The following is a 16,422-nucleotide window of genomic DNA, read 5'->3' on the forward strand; positions in this document are numbered from 1 at the left end:
TGTCGGGCCCCTCTTTTTTATCGTCTTGCCCGCCTGATTCCCGGCTCAGTCAATCGTTCCCAAGGGCCCTCGTCTTTTTAGTCTCCGCGGCCGGCCGCCAGTCGCTTGGCCAACCACGCACAGACCAGAAGCTGCCACTGGTGAAACAGCATGATGGGCAAGATGACAGGCCCCACCATGACGCTGGGGAAAATCACGTTGGCAATCGGGATGCCGCTGCTCAGGCTTTTATTGGAACCGCACATCAGCAAGCTGACTCGGTCTTCAAAGGAAAAACCCAGCCAGCGTCCCAGATTCCAGGCCAGCACCTGCGCCAAGGTCAACAGAATGGCGTTGGACAGCACAATCAGTCCCAAGGCACTGAGCGGCGTAGAGGTCCAGAGTCCGCCTACTACAGCGCCTGAAAAAGCCGTATACACCACCAGCAGAATTGAGCCCTGATCCACGACTTTGAGCAGTTGCTGGCGTTTCATGACCCAGGCTCCGATCAAGGGGCGCAGCAGATGCCCGAAGACAAAGGGGAAAAACAGTTGCAGCATGATTTTTCCCACCGCCTCCAGGGATACCGTTGCCTGGGCACTGGTCGCTCCGGCCAACATGATGCCGACCAGCAGGGGAGTGATGAATACGCCAAGCAGCGTAGAGGCAGAGGCGCTGCAAATCGACACCGGCACATTCCCCCTAGCCATGGCGGTCAGAGCCACTGCAGATTGCACGGTGCTGGGCAGGCAAGCCAGAAACAGAATCCCCAAGTACAGATTGTCGGTTAGCCAGGGGCGCAGCACGGCTGCCACGCCACTGCCCAGAACCGGGAAGAGCAAAAAGGTAACGGACAGAATCAGCAGGTGCAAACGCCAGTGGGACAGGCCGCCCCAGATAGCCTCGCGTGACAGGCGGGCGCCATGCAGAAAGAACAACAGTGCAATGGCAATCTGCGTGATGTGTTGAAACAGTGGCACGCCCCAGCCTTGGGCGGGCAGCAGACTGGCCAGTGCAACGGTAGCAAACAGTTTCAGCAAGAACGGGTCAATCGGTAAACGCTTGATCATGCCTGGTAAGCGCTCATGGAAAGGGCCATACGGTAGGCATAGCGCAGTGAGGAGGCATCGGCCTTGCCTTGTCCGGCGATGTCGTACGCGGTTCCATGGTCCACGCTGGTGCGGATAAAGGGCAGGCCCACCGTCACGTTCACCCCTTCGTCCAGGCCCAGCAGCTTGATGGGAATCAGTCCCTGGTCATGATATTGGGCCACCACAATATCGAACTCCCCCTGACGGGCACGCATGAAAATCGTGTCACCGGGCCAGGGGCCGCTGGCTTGTATGCCTTCGGCGCAGGCTTGTTCAATAGCCGGGGTGATCTGTTCTATGTCTTCCAGGCCGAACTTTCCGCCTTCACCGGCGTGGGGGTTCAAACCGGCCACCGCCACGCGTGGCTTGGCGATCCCCGCTTGGGTGCAGGCCAGTTGTGCCAATCGTATGGTTTGCAGCACGCGCTCTTTCGTAATCAGGGAAGGGACGCGTGCCAGCGGTTCGTGAATGGTGACCAGAATGGAGCGCAAGTGCTCGTTGGCCAGCATCATGGCGTAGTGCTCTGTGTGACTGCGTTCGGCCAGAATTTCAGTATGCCCAGGGGCATCAATACCGCCTTTTTGCATGGCCAGCTTGTTGAGTGGTGCGGTGACAATAGCGCGTATCAGTCCGGCCTGGGCATCATCAATAGCGTGACACAAATACTCATACGCGCCGCGTCCGGCTTGGGCGCTGACCTGCCCATAAGGGAGATCAGCGGGCAGAGCCTGCCAACGGTTGAGAACGGCAATGACGCCCGCAGGAGGGCAAATCGCTTGCGTCATTTCCTGGACACGCCAGTGCGGGTCAGCGCCGATCACGGACAAGGCGCGGCGCAGGGCACCAGCATCGCCATAGACGACTGCCGGGTGGGGCAGACCCTCAACAATCAGACGGGCGATGATTTCCGGGCCTATGCCGGCAGCATCGCCCATGGTGATCCCAATGGGTTGTTCGGTTCGGTTCATGATAATGGCTATAAAAAAAACTTCTGCGCTACGCCTTTGGCTGGTTCCCCTGCGGGGAGCATTTTGCCGGGGGCTGGACTGACGGTACAAACACTTCACGCCGCGCCTATGGCGTGCTGCCCCGAGGGAGCTGTTTACCTTAGGGCAGCCTGGCTAAAAAAAAACCGGGTTCATGACCCGGTTTGAGTGAGCAGGGATGCCGTTTAGAGCGCGTCGCTGGCGTAATCGGCCAAGCGGGAGCGTTCCCCACGCTGCAGGGTGATGTGACCGGCATGTGGCCAGCCTTTAAATCGGTCTACCACATAGGTCAGCCCTGAACTGCCCTCGGTCAGATAGGGTGTGTCGATCTGGGCAATATTGCCCAGACAGACGATTTTAGTGCCTGGGCCAGCGCGCGTCACCAGTGTTTTCATCTGTTTGGGCGTGAGGTTCTGTGCCTCGTCGATGATCAGAAACTTGTTCATGAACGTGCGGCCGCGCATAAAGCTCAGGGATTTGACCTTGATCTTGGAACGTACCAGCTCCATGGTGGAGTTGCGCGGCGCCTCCGAGCCTTGTGGGTTGCTCAGGTTACTGGACGATTTGCCGGTACCCAGATGCAGTACCTCCAGGTTGTCTTCCAGAGCGCCCATCCAGGGCTGCATTTTCTCTTCTTCAGTGCCGGGCAGAAAGCCGATGTCGTCTCCCACCGGCACGGTGGCACGGGTGATGATGATCTCGTTGTAGCGCTTGGTCTCCAGCGTCTGGGTGAGCGCGCTGGCCAGTGCCAGCAGCGTTTTACCCGTACCGGCATGGCCCAGCAGCGAGACGAAATCAAAATCGGGGTTCATCAACAGGTTCAGGGCAAAATTCTGCTCGCGGTTGCGAGCCGTAATGCCCCAGACATTGTTCTTGCCATGGCTGTAGTCGCGCAAGGTGGCCAGCACCGCGGTGTTGCCGGCGGTCTCGCGTACCTGGGCGTACAGGGGATCGTCGCCTTCGGTAAACACGAACTGGTTGACCATGAACTGGCTGCATAGCGGCCCGCTGATGCGGTAGAAGGTGGTGCCACCTTGTTGCCAGGATTCCATGTTCTTGCCGTGCTTGGTCCAGAAATTGTCCGGCAAAGGCATGACACCGTCATAGAGCAGGTCGGAGTCATCCAGCACGTGGTCGTGGCGGTAGTCCTCGGCCAGCAGGCCCAGGGCCTTGGCCTTCAGGCGCATATTGATGTCTTTGGACACCAGAACCACTTCGCGCTTGGGCATGCTTTTGGTCAGGGCGTTGACCACGGCCAAAATGGCGTTGTCCGCCTTGCCCAGCGGTAGCTGGATGGGCAGGCTGGTATCGAGCGCGCTGGTCTGGAAGGTGACGGCGCCACGCGCTTCGGTATTGCCGATGCCATCCAGATTGATGGGCTTGTCCAGGCCATGATCGCCTACCAAGCCTTCCAAGGAACGGCTGACCTGACGCGCATTGCGAGCCACTTCGGACAGGCCTTTTTTCTGGTGATCCAGCTCTTCGAGCACCATCATGGGCAGGAAGATGTCGTGTTCCTCAAACTTGAACAGCGAATTGGAGTCGTGTAGCAAGACGTTGGTATCGAGCACAAACAGTTTGCGCTGAGTGGGAGCCAGACGGGTGCGCTTGCTGGCCGTCCCGGCTGCAGGCCTGGGGGCCTGAGCCGGATTGGCTGCCGCACTTTTGGCGGGAGCGGTCTTGGCGGCGGTGGCAGGCGCGGGCACTGCTGTCGGGGCTGCGGGCGCTGTTTCTGCGGGCGCAGGTTTTTTGGCGCGGGGCGTGGCAGCTGCCTTGTTGCTGGCAGCGGCAGGACGGGCAGGGGGCGTGTCGGGTTCGTCTGGTTGTACGGGTGGATCGGCAAGGATGACACTGTCATCTTTTTCGCTAAGCAGGGTTCCCAGCTTGGTGGGCAACGTTGGTAGCGGCATATAACACGTACTCCTGGTTGTGTGTCGGCCCGCGGGCCGACACGGTAAGGTTTCAGGCGGTTTGCTGGACAGCCTGTAATACAGCCTGGACGTGGCCTGGCACTTTGATGCCACGCCATTCCTGAATCAAGACCCCGTGGGCGTCGATCAAGAAGGTGCTGCGCTCAATGCCACGTACCTGTTTACCGTACATGTTTTTCATTTTCATGACCCCAAACAGTTCGCACAAGCGCTCCTCGGTGTCGGCCAGCAAGGGGAAGGTCAGACCTTGCTTGTTGATAAAGCGCTCATGTGAACCTAGCGAGTCGCGCGAAACACCAATGATCTGCGCGCCTGCGGCCTCAAATTCGGCCTGGGCATCACGGAAATTCTGGGATTCGGTGGTGCAGCCCGGGGTGTTGTCTTTAGGGTAAAAGTACAACACTGTCATTTTTCCTTTAAGATCAGCCGCGCTGAACTCGCCCTGCGTGGAGGGCACGGAAAAGTCGGGAATGGGGGCACCTATTTTTACGGCTGTCATGCTTTTTCCTGTATGAGTAAGGCGGCAACGACTTTGCGGCCTTCGGACATGAGGATATTGTAGGTTCTGGCAGCGGCCTGGGTATCCATGATTTCCACCCCTATGCCCCACTGCAGCATTTCCTGGGTGACGGCAGGGTGCAAAAAATGCTGACGCTGTCCGGTCCCAATCAAAATCAGTTCCGGCGCATTGTCCGGGCGTGCGGGCGGGGCGTCATCCAGAAAGGCCATGGGGTCTTGCTTGAGCGATTCCAGTCCCGCAATTTGTCGCAGCAAGGCAGCAGTCAGCTCGGAAGCGCTTTGAATAGCCAGGGTCTGCACCGGTCCTTCAGGGCTAAAGAAGATGGAATGATCGTGGTTTTGAAAGTTGATCGCCACGTAGTCCTCACCGTAGGCGGTGATGGCATTTAGGGCGGGGTTATGTTCGCGTTGCAGTTGCACGATGAGTCTCTCCGGTTTTCAGCTATCGATGATAGCGCAAAGCGTCAGCGACGATGCGGCAGCTGATCTGTTTGCAGTGATTCTCAGTCAGTCAATCATGGATTAAACTCTTTGATTTACTTCGCGCCTTCTGGTTGGGGTCTTCGCTTTTCTCTCATCAAGGAATGTCATGATTCGCTTTCCGCGCATCGAGCGTTTGCCGCCTTACGTGTTTAACATTACAGGCGAGCTGAAAATGGCTGCCCGCCGTCGTGGCGAGGACATCATTGATATGTCCATGGGAAACCCGGACGGTGCGACACCAGCGCATATTGTGGAAAAGCTGGTCGAGGCCGCTAGCCGTCCGGACACACATGGCTATTCTGTCTCAAAAGGCATCCCGCGTTTGCGTCGAGCCGTGACCAATTGGTACGAGCGCCGCTACAATGTGCATCTGGACCCGGATCGCGAGGCGATTGTTACCATCGGCTCCAAGGAAGGTCTGGCCCATTTGATGCTGGCGACCCTGGATAAAGGCGACACCGTACTGGTGCCCAACCCCAGCTACCCCATTCATATTTATGGTGCCGTCATTGCCGGTGCCAATATCCGTTCGGTACCGATGGTTCCCGGAGTGGACTTTTTTGATGAGATCGAAAAAGCCGTTCGCGAGTCTATTCCCAAACCCAAAATGATGATTCTGGGTTTCCCCAGCAATCCGACGGCCCAGTGCGTGGACCTGTCCTTTTTTGAGCGTATTGTGGCGCTGGCTCGTGAGCACGGTATTTTGGTGGTACACGATCTGGCCTATGCCGACATTACCTTTGACGGCTACGTGGCCCCCTCCATCATGCAGGTGGAAGGCGCGCGTGAGGTAGCCGTCGAGTTTTTTACCATGAGCAAAAGCTACAATATGGCCGGTTGGCGTATTGGTTTCATGGTGGGTAACGAGTCCCTGGTCAATGCGCTGGCACGGATCAAGAGCTATCACGACTACGGCACCTTCACACCGATTCAGGTGGCTGCCATTGCGGCGCTGGAAGGGCCACAAGATTGTGTCAAGGAGGTGGTGGAGCAATACCGCCGCCGTCGCGACGTACTGGCCAAGGGCCTGCATGAGGCAGGCTGGATGGTCGATGTTCCCAAGGCATCAATGTATATCTGGGCCAAGATTCCCGAGTTCTACAAGGACATCGGTTCGCTGGAGTTTGCCAAGCGCTTACTGAGCGATGCCAAAGTAGCCGTATCCCCCGGCATCGGCTTTGGTGAGTATGGCGACAACTATGTGCGCTTTGCGCTGATCGAAAACGAGCAACGTACCCGTCAGGCGGTACGCGGCATCAAAGAAATGTTCCGTAAGGACGGATTTGTTCAATGAGTCCTATCAAAGTAGGTTTGCTGGGTTTGGGTGTGGTTGGCAGCGGCACCTGGAACGTATTGAAACGCAACGCAGATGAAATCGCTCGCCGCGCCGGTCGCCGTATCGAGGTGGTCGCCATTGCTGTGCGGGACCTGGAAAAGGCACGCGCGCTGGTGGGGGACGAAGTCACCCTGACCACGGACGGCATGGACGTGGTGCGCAACCCCGAGATCGACATTGTGGTCGAGCTGGTGGGGGGCGACACCGTGGCACGCGAATGGGTGCTGGAAGCGATTGCCCAGGGCAAGCACGTGGTTACCGCCAACAAGGCGCTGCTGGCCAAGCATGGCAACAAGATTTTTGCTGCTGCTCACGAGCGCAGTGTCATGGTGGCGTTTGAAGCCGCTGTGGCCGGTGGTATTCCGATCATCAAGGCGATTCGCGAAGGCCTGACGGCCAACCGTATTCAGTGGCTGGCCGGCATTATCAACGGCACCACCAACTACATCCTGTCCGAAATGCGCAATCGTGGCGTCAGCTTTGCTGAAGCCCTGGCCGATGCCCAGCGTTTGGGTTACGCCGAAGCGGATCCTACTTTCGATATTGAAGGTGTGGACGCGGCGCACAAGCTGAGCCTGCTGGCCTCTCTGGCCTTCGGTATTCCGGTGCAGTTCAGCAAGGCCCACGTGGAAGGTATTACCAGCCTGGCACTGGAAGACCTGCAACACGCACAACGCCTGGGCTACAACATCAAGCTGCTGGGTATTACTCGTGCTCGTGAAGAAGGCATTGAGCTGCGCGTCCACCCCACACTGGTTCCGCTGCAAAGCATGCTGGCCAATGTGCAAGGTGCCATGAATGCGGTGCTGGTGCACGGCGACGCCGTGGGCCAGACCGTGTACTATGGCGCCGGTGCCGGCGCCTTGCCCACGGCCTCGGCCGTGGTGGCCGACCTGGTGGACGTCACCCGTCTGCAAACGGCAGAACCCGAGCACCGTGTCCCTTATTTGGCCTTCCAGCATAACGCCATGTCCGATACGCCCATCCTGCCTATGGATGAAGTGGTGTCCTCGTACTACCTGCGTTTGCGTGTGGACGACCGTCCAGGTGTGCTGGCGGATGTGGCCCGTATTCTGGCTCAAGCCTCGATCTCGATTGGTTCCATGTTCCAGGAACCGGCCGGCGAGCAGGCCGACATCATTTTCCTGACGCACGAAGCGCGTGAAGGTGCCATCAATGGCGCAATCAGCCAGATTCAGAATCTGCCCTTTGTACAGTCTGCCGTGACCCGTTTGCGCGTGGAGAACCTGTAATGAATTACATATCCACGCGTGGCGGCATGAAGGCCCAACCATTTTCGGACATCTTGCTGGAAGGTCTGGCTCCCGATGGTGGTCTGGCCATGCCGGAAAGCTACCCTCAGGTCAGCGCCCAGATGCTGGAATCCTGGCGCGCGCTGAGTTATCCCGAACTGGCCGCCAAGGTGTTGGGGCTGTTTGTCACGGACATTCCCGCTGACGAACTGGCTACCTTGACTGCCCGCGCTTACGCACCCGGTGTGTTCGACAGCGAGCAGGTGGTGCCTGTCAAGGAGCTGGAGCCCGGTTTTGCTTTGCTGGGTTTGTCCCAAGGTCCGACCCTGGCTTTTAAAGACATGGCCATGCAGTTCCTGGGCCAGGTTTTTGAATACGTACTCACAAAGCGCAGCAGCACGTTGAACATTCTGGGCGCCACATCCGGTGATACGGGTTCGGCGGCTGAATATGCCTTGCGCGGCAAGCGTGGCGTCAGCGTGTTCATGCTCTCGCCTTACGGTCGCATGAGTGCGTTCCAGCGCGCCCAGATGTACTCCCTGCAGGATGAAAACATCCACAACCTGTCGGTGAAGGGGGTGTTCGATGATTGCCAGGACATCGTCAAGGCCCTGGCAGGCGACCTGGAGTTCAAGTCCCAATGGCATTTGGGTGCCGTGAACTCCATTAACTGGGCGCGTATTTCTGCTCAGGTGGTGTACTACTTCTGGGGCTGGCTGCGCAGCACCACAGCGGCCGGTCAGAAAGTTTCTTTTGCTGTTCCTTCGGGCAACTTTGGCAATATTCTGTCGGGTCACATTGCCCGCCAGATGGGTCTGCCGATCGCCAAGCTGGTTCTGGCCACCAACGAAAACAATGTGCTGGAAGAGTTCTTCCGCACCGGTATTTATCGTCCCCGTGGTTCCGAGCAGACATACGCCACGTCCAGCCCGTCCATGGACATCTCCCGCGCTTCCAACTTCGAACGCTTTGTGTTTGATCTGCTGGGCCGCGATGGCAGCAAGGTCAAGGCATTGTGGGAACAATTGGCCAAAGAAGGCCAGTTCGATCTGAGCGAGCATCTGCCACGCTTCCAGGAAGAGTTCGGCTTTGTGGCTGGTGCCAGCTCGCACCAGGACCGGTTGAACACGATCGCCCAGGTGAACGAGCAGTATCAGACGCTGATCGATCCGCACACGGCCGATGGCGTCAAAGTGGCCCAGGCCTACCGTGAAGATGGCATTCCCATGCTGGTATTGGAAACCGCCTTGCCCGCTAAGTTCTCCGAGACCATTGAAGAGGCCATTGGTCAGCCCGCTCCCGTGCCAGCGCACCTGGCCGGTCTGGCTGATTTGCCACAGAAAGTGGTGGTGATGGATGCGGACGTGGCCCAAGTGCGTCGCTATATCGAGGCACATGCCCCGCGCTGATACTCGTCACTGCGCTTGTGATGAGCAGGCGCCGGTCTAAGACTGGTTTAAAACCCCGATTTTGCTGTTCCCGCGGCTCAGATCCTTGTTCAGTCGGCGAATCAGGAAAGCATCAATCGGGGTTTTTTGCCTCTTGTCTGTGCCTGGCGCTCAGACAGACAAGGCGAGCTTTGCGAGGCGCGCTGAACCTTTGCTATCTTCTCTTCATCAAAAGAACACGATATGCAGGCATGATGACGATGGCCTGTGATATCGGCAGATAGGCGGTTCGTCTATTGAACATAGAAGAAAGGATAGAAAAATCATGAGTAAAACGACTCACGTGAAATTACGTCCCCTCGAGCGCGAGGACTTGCGCTTTGTGCACCTGCTGGACAATAACGCCAGCGTGATGCGTTACTGGTTTGAAGAGCCTTACGAAACCTACGGGGAGCTGGCAGCGCTGTACGATGAGCACATTCATGATCAGCGTGAACGTCGTTTTGTGGTGGAGTGGGAGGGGCAGCCCTCCGGTGTGGTGGAACTGGTGGAAATTGATTATGTGCACCGCCGGGCAGAGTTTCAGATCATTATTGCGCCCGAGTTCCAGGGCATGGGCATTGCCTCACGGGCGACCAAACTGGCTATCGAGTACGGATTTGGGGTGTTGAATCTGTACAAGATCGTGCTGATTGTGGATAAGGAAAACCACAAAGCGATTCACATCTATCAGAAGTTTGGCTTTCAGGTGGAAGGCGAACTCAAACACGAGTTTTTCATCAATGGCCAATATCGGGATGTGGTGCGTATGCGTTTGTTCCAGGCTGATTTTCTGGCCGCTCACAAACCGGCGCAGACTTTGCTGACACCGTCGGCGCAATAGTGTCTTGCCCCAATAGCCCCTGTTTGAAGAGCGTCTTACGCGGGGCCTTGGTTGATGGCTGGGTTTCTTGGCATGACTTCGTGTGACTACCTGGATGCGTAGGGTGCATGTGCCAGTTTATGCAGGGTCGTTTTCAAAGAGCGGATGCCGTCATGCTCAGAGCAGCAGGAAAGACAGGGGTTCGGCACCCTCGTTTCGGCTGTGCTCTGCTTGAATCCAGGACTTACAGATGCGCCGCTGTCAGACCGCTGCGTACCGCGCCTTCCAGCACACCGGGATAGCCGGTATCAGTCCAGTCGCCTGCCAAACGAATGGCAGTCCAAGGTGTCGTCACGGAAGGTCGACGCAAGCCGGGCACGGCCGCAAAAGTGGCCCGTTTTTCGATAATCAGCTCGCTGGCCCGCACCGCAGGCATGGTTTTCAGGTGCCGGGTTTGGCTGCGTACCTGGGCGATAATCGTGGCAATGGCTTGCTCCCGGTCTAGCGCCTGCAGGCGTACCGCATCGCTGATGACAATCCCCACCAGCGTTTCGCCGCTACCCGGTTTCAAGGCGCTGTGATCAAACAGCCATTGCCCGCCGCTGCCACTGCTATCGTCCAGCATCAACATGGAGTGGGGCAGATTCCAGGGCTGTTCCAGTTCCAGATAGAGGGTGGCGATAGGGATATAGCTGAACGCCTCCAGATCTGCCAGCAATTGTTCGCTGGCCGGGCTGCTAGGTAGGTTGTGGAGTAAACGTGCTGCCTGAACCGGCGGGCAAGCCACAATGGCGGCATCAAAGTGCAGCCCATCAATCTGAACTCCGGCTGCGTTCAGTTCTAGTCGCTGCACCCGGTGTCCCAATTGAAGCTGAATGTCGCGCAGCGCTGGCTCACACCAAAGCTGGCTTAAGTCGGTTAGCGGGATCAGGGTTTGGCTGGCTTGACGGGGACCGCCCAGGCTGTCGCGCAGGACATGGGCAAAGAGTTGGGCGCAGGCCTGCTCAATGGGCGTATTCATGGCGGCCACACACAGCGGTTGCCAGAATAGACGGATGACATGGCTGTCTTGCTGGTGTTGCTCCAGCAACTGCAATACCGTCAGGCCTTCAGGAGTGCGCCAGTGCTGTTTCATCAGCCAACGGCAAAAACGGGCCAGCTTGATTTTTTGTGACCAGCTCAAGCCTTGAGCACCCAGCAGGCCCGTCAATAGATGCAAGGGGGCGGGCAGGGGACGGTTGCGCAGACGAAAGTGGCCGTCAGCAGCAAGGACATCCAGATCCCGGCGTTGCAAACGGGCAGATTCATCCAGGCCCACTTCCCTCATCAAGCCCAGTGTGACGGAGTAGGCCCCCAGCAGGATGTGCTGGCCATTGTCGGTGTCGCGCCCCAGATTGGGGCTGTGGATGCGGCGTGCGCGTCCGCCTATGTGACGTGAGGCCTCAAAGACACTGACCTGATGGCCCTGCGTCTTTAAGCGCCAGGCAGCGGCACAGCCTGCCCAGCCCGCCCCGATCACCGCGACTTTCATCGGCCCAGTTTGCGTTGCAGGCTACGCCCGCCCGACACCCAGGTTTTCCAGGCCAGCCAGAACTTGCGGATGGGGGTCAGGGAGATGCGTTGTTCCAGTACATGCCAGCGTTCGTCAACAATTTCGAGCAGCAAGGCATGGTAGATGGCGGCCATCAACAGGCCTGGGCGTTGTGCCCGGCGATCTGCATCGGGCAGGGCGCGCATGGCCTGGCGGTACAAGTCCTGGGCGCGTTCAGTTTGAAAGGCCATCAAGGCCTCGAAGCGTTCCGAGTGCTGCTGATCCAGAATTTCATGGGGGGCTACGCCAAACCTATCCAGATCGTCCTGAGGCAGGTAGATACGACCACGTCGAGCATCATCGCCCACGTCACGGATGATGTTGGTCAGTTGAAAAGCCAGTCCCAGTTTTTGTGCGTAATCGCTGGTCTGTTCCTGGGTCTGACCGAAAATACGTGCCGACAGCAGGCCGACCACACCGGCCGCGTGCCAGCAGTAGCGCTCCAGCTCGTTCCAGCTTTGGTAGCGTACCTGATCCAGGTCCATTTCCATTCCGTCGATCACGGCCAGCAACTCGTCCTGTGGCAGCTCAAAGGCGTGGATATGCGGAGCCAGAGCCTGCATGACCGGATGCTGGGTGCGGCCTTCATACAGGTCGGCGACCTGTGTGCGCCACCATACCAGCTTCATGCGGGCAACCGACTCCTCGTGAACCTCGTCCACTACATCGTCGACTTCGCGACAAAAGGCATACAGGGCCGTGATGGCGCGTCGACGTTCGGGCGGCAGAAACAAAAAGGCGTAGTAAAAACTGGAGCCGCTTTGGGCCGCCTTGTTTTGACAATACTCGTCTGGGCTCATGGACGTTCAGGGTCGGTAAGAGGTACGGCTCAAGCCGCGGGTGATCAGGCGCAGCCAGTCCAGGCGGGACAGGGTGGGGCGGTGACTGAAGACATCAAACTCTACCGCTTCCAGTCGTTCCAGAATGCGCAGTCCGCCCAAGACCATTATTTTCAATTCCAGGCTGATTCGTCCGGACAGATGTGCGGACAAGATCAGGCCCGCTTGCAGACGCTGACGGGCATCGGTGACCAGCAACTGCATCATGTCCTGCCAGCGTGCATCGGCCTGGGGTTGCCGCAGCAGTTGAGTGCGAGCCTGGATGTAGTCGTCATCCAGATCATGCTGCGCCAGTAGATCCTGCGGAATATAGACACGGTTTTTGTGCCAGTCCACCGCCACGTCCTGCCAGAAGTTGACCAGTTGCAAGCCTGTACAGGTGGAGTCGGCCATCTCGACCCATTCTGGCTGGTGGGCCTGATACAAATGCAGCATCAGCCGACCGACCGGGTTGGCCGAGCGCGTACAGTAATCCAGCACCTGCGCCATATCGCTGTAGCGATGCGTGGTGACGTCCTGGCGGAAGGCGGACAACAGATCCAGAAAGGGCTTGAGCGGCAATTGAAAATTGCGGATGCTGGCCGCCAATGGGACAAAAATCTCGCTGTGGGGCGAATCGGGCAGAACGGGCTGATGGTACTGCAGTTGCTCGATACTGGCTTCAAACTGCGCAAGCAGCTCCAGACGTTGGGCAGCGCTTAAGTCGCCTTCATCGGCAATGTCGTCGGCGCTGCGGGCAAAACGATAAATATCGGTGACGGGTCGGCGCAGGCGACGCGGCAGCAGCACAGAGGCGACAGGGAAGTTTTCATAGTGCTCGATAGACATAGTCCGCCAGTATACGGCTTTCGTTTCCACTAGGGCTGGTTTAGACTTTCGTATTGCTTCGGGGAGAACCATGCCACGTCCAATCTCGGCCACCATTCATATTGCGTCACTGCGTCACAATCTCGATATGGTTATTCAGAGCCTGAATAATGCTACGGCTCCATCTGGTGTAAAACGGCCCCATATCTGGGCCGTCATGAAGGCCAATGCTTACGGCCATGACATCGAAAATGCCGTGCGGGCATTCAGTGCCGCCGAAGGTATGGCGATGCTGGACCTGAAAGAAGCCATACGCTGCCGGGCTGCCGGCTGGACCGGTCCCATCATGTTGCTGGAAGGTTTTTTCCAGCCTGAAGATCTGGATGTGCTGGCTGAGTTTGGCCTGACCACCGTGATTCATTGCCACGAGCAGCTCAAGATGCTGGAGCAGTGGAAAGGCGGAGCGGCCCTGAACGCCATGGTCAAGCTCAACAGTGGCATGAACCGCCTGGGTTTCAGTGTGGATGATTACCCTGCTGCCTTTGAGCGCGCCCAACGGCTGCAAAAAGCGGGCAAGTTGGGTTCGGTGGGGCGCATGACGCACTTTGCGCGCGCGGACGACAATATTGATGCCACGTTGGAGCAGATTCGCTGCTTTAACCGGATTACCGATGGTTTGCCAGGCCCGGTCAGTGTTTGCAATTCGGCCGCTACCCTCAGCCCCGATCTGGGGGTTTACATGCCCTCTGGCCCGGATCATTGGGTGCGCCCCGGAATCTGTCTGTATGGCAGCTCGCCGTTTGCATCAATCAGCGCTGAAGATTTCGGTTTGCAGCCGGGCATGACCTTGGCTGCTGAAATCATCAGCGTGCGCGGCGTCAAGCAAGGAGAGGGTATCGGCTACGGCCATACCTATGTGGCAGAGCAGGCGATGCGAATTGGCGTGGTGGCCTGTGGTTACGCCGATGGTTATCCGCGTCATGCAGGAACCGGTACTCCGGTCACCGTCAACGGTGTCCGTACCCGTTTGCTCGGTCGTGTCTCCATGGATATGCTGGCCGTAGACCTCACCCCGGTGCCCGCCGCCGGTGTAGGCAGTCAGGCGGTGTTGTTCGGTCAAGGCGGGCCCAGTGTGGACGAGGTTGCAGCGGCTGCCGGAACCCTGGGCTACGAATTGATTTGTGCGGTGGCGCCCCGCGTGCCGCGCGTCGTCCAGAATTAACACCAACAAGGCATAGCCATGAAAAATAAATGCGTACTCGTTACCGGCGCTACCAAAGGAATCGGTTGGGCCATCAGCCAAAGACTGGCTGATGCCGGCGCTCATGTGGTGGGACTGGCCCGCCACACGGAAAATATTGATTTCCCCGGCTATTTGTATTCCTGCGATTTGAGCAATGCAGGAGAAACCGAGGAAATGCTGCGCGTCATCCGCGAAAAATACCCGGTGGATGCGGTAGTGAACAATGTAGGAATGGTCGCGCCTGAGCCTATTGGTCAGGTGGATCTGGGCAATCTCTATCAGGTGTTTGACCTGAATGTGCGCGTGGCGGTGCAGGTGGCCCAGGCTTTCATCCCGTCGATGAAGGCGCGCAAGGAAGGCCGTATCGTCAATATCTGCAGTCGTGTCGTGCACGGCGGTTTCGACCGTACCAGCTATGCCGCCGCCAAAAGTGCCTTGCTGGGATGTACCCGCACCTGGGCGCTGGAACTGGCTCCTTATGGCATTACCGTCAACGCGGTGTCTCCTGGTCCGATCGAAACCGAATTGTTCCGTGCCAACCATCCTGTCGGCAGTGAAGCCGAGCAACGCAGTCTGTCCTCCATTCCTTTAGGGCGTTTTGGACAGGCCGCGGAAGTGGCCGCGGCTGTCACCTTCCTGCTCAGCGATGAAGCGGCCTATATCACCGGCCAGAATCTGGGCGTGGATGGCGGCGGCAGCCTGGCCGGACGTTAAGGAATTATTATGGCCACCAGTACTCGTGCGGCCCGCAAGGCCAAAGTGGTATTTGTTTGCACAGAGTGCGGGGCAGATACACCCAAGTGGGCGGGAAAATGCCCTGCCTGTGGAGCCTGGAACAGTCTGCAGGAAACCGTGGAGAGTCCGGCCGCCGCCAGCGCCCACCGTTTTGCCTCTTTGGCAGGCTCCAGTCCGGTTCAAAGTCTTTCCGATGTGCAGGCGCGAGAGCTCCCGCGGGTGCCAACCGGCATTGGCGAGTTTGATCGCGTTCTGGGCGGCGGGCTGGTGGAAGGGGGCGTGATTCTGATCGGGGGTGATCCCGGTGTGGGCAAGTCCACGCTATTGTTGCAGGCCATGGCCGCTTTGGCCCAGCAAACCAAGGTTCTGTACGTCACTGGTGAGGAGTCTGCCGAGCAAGTTGCCTTGCGTGCCCGTCGTTTGGGCGTGCCAACGGAAGGGGTCGACCTGCTGGCCGAAATTCGCTTGGAATCCATCAGTCAGGCCTTGCAGTCTCATCAACCCAGCGTGGTGGTGATCGATTCGATCCAGACCCTGTATTCGGATCAGCTCAGCGCCGCTCCCGGCTCAGTCTCGCAGGTGCGAGAATGTGCGGCTCAACTGACGCGTCTGGCCAAGCAAAGCGGCACCTCCATGATTTTCATCGGTCACGTCACCAAGGACGGGACCTTGGCCGGTCCCCGTGTGCTGGAGCACATTGTGGACACGGTACTGTATTTCGAAGGCGATACCCATTCGTCTTTCCGCATGGTGCGCGCGTTCAAGAACCGCTTTGGGGCGGTCAATGAATTAGGCGTGTTTGCCATGACGGAAAAAGGCCTGAAGGGAGTCAGTAATCCCTCGGCCCTGTTTTTGTCGCAGCATTCCCAAACCGTGGCCGGTTCCTGCGTCATGGCCACCCAGGAAGGCACACGGCCCTTGCTGGTCGAGATTCAGGCCTTGGTGGATTCGGCGCATGTGCCAAACCCGCGTCGCCTGTCGGTGGGGCTGGAAAGCTCGCGTCTGGCCATGTTGCTGGCGGTGATGCATCGCCATGCAGGCGTGGTTACTTACGATCAGGACGTGTTCGTCAATGCCGTAGGGGGTGTCAAGATTACCGAGCCGGCGGCTGATCTGGCCGTACTTCTGGCCATATTGTCCTCGCTGAATAATCGTCCCTTGCCGCGTGGCCTGGTGGTGTTCGGGGAAATCGGCCTGGCCGGCGAAATCCGTCCTGCTCCTCGCGGCCAGGAGCGTTTGCGTGAAGCGGCCAAGCTCGGGTTCAGCATTGCCCTGATTCCCAAGAGCAATGCGCCGCGTCAGCCGGTTGAAGGCCTGGAAATCTGGGCGGTAGATCGGGTCGAGGACGCTGTCGATCGACTGCGCAACCTGTAATAGCC

General features: G+C 58.2%; 15 protein-coding genes. 7 read left to right on the forward strand and 8 right to left on the reverse strand.

Annotation, left to right across the window (positions count from 1 at the left end):
- Positions 1-77 precede the first annotated feature (77 nt).
- The 5 genes from ACOZ42_RS04990 to ACOZ42_RS05010 all read right to left on the reverse strand — a co-directional run bounded on the left by ACOZ42_RS04990 (position 78) and on the right by ACOZ42_RS05010 (position 4,926).
- Positions 78-1,049, reverse strand: coding sequence for a bile acid:sodium symporter family protein (locus tag ACOZ42_RS04990; RefSeq protein WP_219235839.1), 972 nt, complete (start codon positions 1,047-1,049; stop codon positions 78-80).
- Positions 1,046-2,038 carry a 4-hydroxythreonine-4-phosphate dehydrogenase PdxA gene (pdxA, locus tag ACOZ42_RS04995; protein ID WP_003802439.1) on the reverse strand — a complete coding sequence of 331 codons (993 nt, stop codon included), beginning with the start codon at positions 2,036-2,038 and terminating at the stop codon, positions 1,046-1,048. The genes ACOZ42_RS04990 and pdxA overlap by 4 nt, the downstream gene beginning before the upstream one ends.
- Before the next feature lie 203 nt (positions 2,039-2,241).
- Positions 2,242-3,966 (reverse strand): PhoH family protein, encoded by a 1,725-nt coding sequence (locus tag ACOZ42_RS05000; RefSeq protein WP_415302200.1) that lies wholly within the window; start codon positions 3,964-3,966, stop codon positions 2,242-2,244.
- A gap of 52 nt (positions 3,967-4,018) precedes the next feature.
- The gene (locus tag ACOZ42_RS05005) at positions 4,019-4,486 is read right to left on the reverse strand and encodes a peroxiredoxin (protein ID WP_219235842.1); all 468 of its coding nucleotides are present in this window, start codon (positions 4,484-4,486) and stop codon (positions 4,019-4,021) included.
- Complete coding sequence (locus ACOZ42_RS05010; RefSeq protein WP_059318555.1) at positions 4,483-4,926, reverse strand: Mth938-like domain-containing protein; 444 nt, start codon at positions 4,924-4,926, stop codon at positions 4,483-4,485. Before ACOZ42_RS05010 ends, ACOZ42_RS05005 begins: the two co-directional genes overlap by 4 nt.
- A 169-nt stretch (positions 4,927-5,095) precedes the next feature.
- On the opposite strand from ACOZ42_RS05010, the gene alaC reads away from it, so the two are divergent.
- The 4 genes from alaC (at position 5,096) to speG (ending at position 9,849) form a co-directional block, all read left to right on the forward strand.
- Entirely contained in the window at positions 5,096-6,283 is a 1,188-nt protein-coding gene (gene alaC / locus ACOZ42_RS05015; protein ID WP_426345615.1) for an alanine transaminase, read from the forward strand.
- Positions 6,280-7,578, forward strand: coding sequence for a homoserine dehydrogenase (locus tag ACOZ42_RS05020; protein WP_426345616.1), 1,299 nt, complete (start codon positions 6,280-6,282; stop codon positions 7,576-7,578). Before alaC ends, ACOZ42_RS05020 begins: the two co-directional genes overlap by 4 nt.
- The gene (thrC, locus tag ACOZ42_RS05025) at positions 7,578-8,987 is read left to right on the forward strand and encodes a threonine synthase (protein WP_003802433.1); all 1,410 of its coding nucleotides are present in this window, start codon (positions 7,578-7,580) and stop codon (positions 8,985-8,987) included. Before ACOZ42_RS05020 ends, thrC begins: the two co-directional genes overlap by 1 nt.
- A 304-nt stretch (positions 8,988-9,291) precedes the next feature.
- Positions 9,292-9,849, forward strand: a complete 558-nt coding sequence (gene speG, locus ACOZ42_RS05030; RefSeq protein ID WP_003802432.1) for a spermidine N1-acetyltransferase — start codon at positions 9,292-9,294, stop codon at positions 9,847-9,849.
- A gap of 223 nt (positions 9,850-10,072) precedes the next feature.
- Here speG and hpnE read toward each other — a convergent pair whose 3' ends face one another.
- The 3 genes from hpnE to hpnC are packed head-to-tail and all read right to left on the reverse strand — an operon-like array spanning position 10,073 to position 13,086.
- Positions 10,073-11,359 (reverse strand): hydroxysqualene dehydroxylase HpnE, encoded by a 1,287-nt coding sequence (gene hpnE / locus ACOZ42_RS05035; protein WP_059318556.1) that lies wholly within the window; start codon positions 11,357-11,359, stop codon positions 10,073-10,075.
- Positions 11,356-12,219: a presqualene diphosphate synthase HpnD gene (hpnD, locus tag ACOZ42_RS05040; protein ID WP_003802429.1), complete on the reverse strand. Its 864-nt coding sequence runs from the start codon at positions 12,217-12,219 to the stop codon at positions 11,356-11,358. The genes hpnE and hpnD overlap by 4 nt, the downstream gene beginning before the upstream one ends.
- A 6-nt stretch (positions 12,220-12,225) precedes the next feature.
- On the reverse strand, positions 12,226-13,086 hold the full coding sequence (gene hpnC / locus ACOZ42_RS05045; RefSeq protein ID WP_426345617.1) for a squalene synthase HpnC: 861 nt from the start codon (positions 13,084-13,086) through the stop codon (positions 12,226-12,228).
- A 70-nt stretch (positions 13,087-13,156) separates the two neighbouring features.
- Here hpnC and alr point away from each other — a divergent pair, with 70 nt between their 5' ends.
- Genes alr through radA form a run of 3 tightly spaced genes read left to right on the forward strand, consistent with a single transcriptional unit; the run spans position 13,157 to position 16,417 of the window.
- Entirely contained in the window at positions 13,157-14,287 is a 1,131-nt protein-coding gene (gene alr / locus ACOZ42_RS05050; RefSeq protein WP_003802426.1) for an alanine racemase, read from the forward strand.
- An 18-nt stretch (positions 14,288-14,305) separates the two neighbouring features.
- Positions 14,306-15,022, forward strand: a complete 717-nt coding sequence (locus ACOZ42_RS05055; protein WP_003802425.1) for an SDR family oxidoreductase — start codon at positions 14,306-14,308, stop codon at positions 15,020-15,022.
- Positions 15,023-15,031: 9 nt separating this feature from the next.
- Positions 15,032-16,417, forward strand: a complete 1,386-nt coding sequence (gene radA / locus ACOZ42_RS05060; protein WP_059318558.1) for a DNA repair protein RadA — start codon at positions 15,032-15,034, stop codon at positions 16,415-16,417.
- The last annotated feature ends 5 nt before the right edge of the window (positions 16,418-16,422 follow it).

This window comes from Alcaligenes sp. HNGD-HTN06, from assembly GCF_049932565.1.
Lineage (GTDB): Bacteria > Pseudomonadota > Gammaproteobacteria > Burkholderiales > Burkholderiaceae_B > Alcaligenes > Alcaligenes ammonioxydans.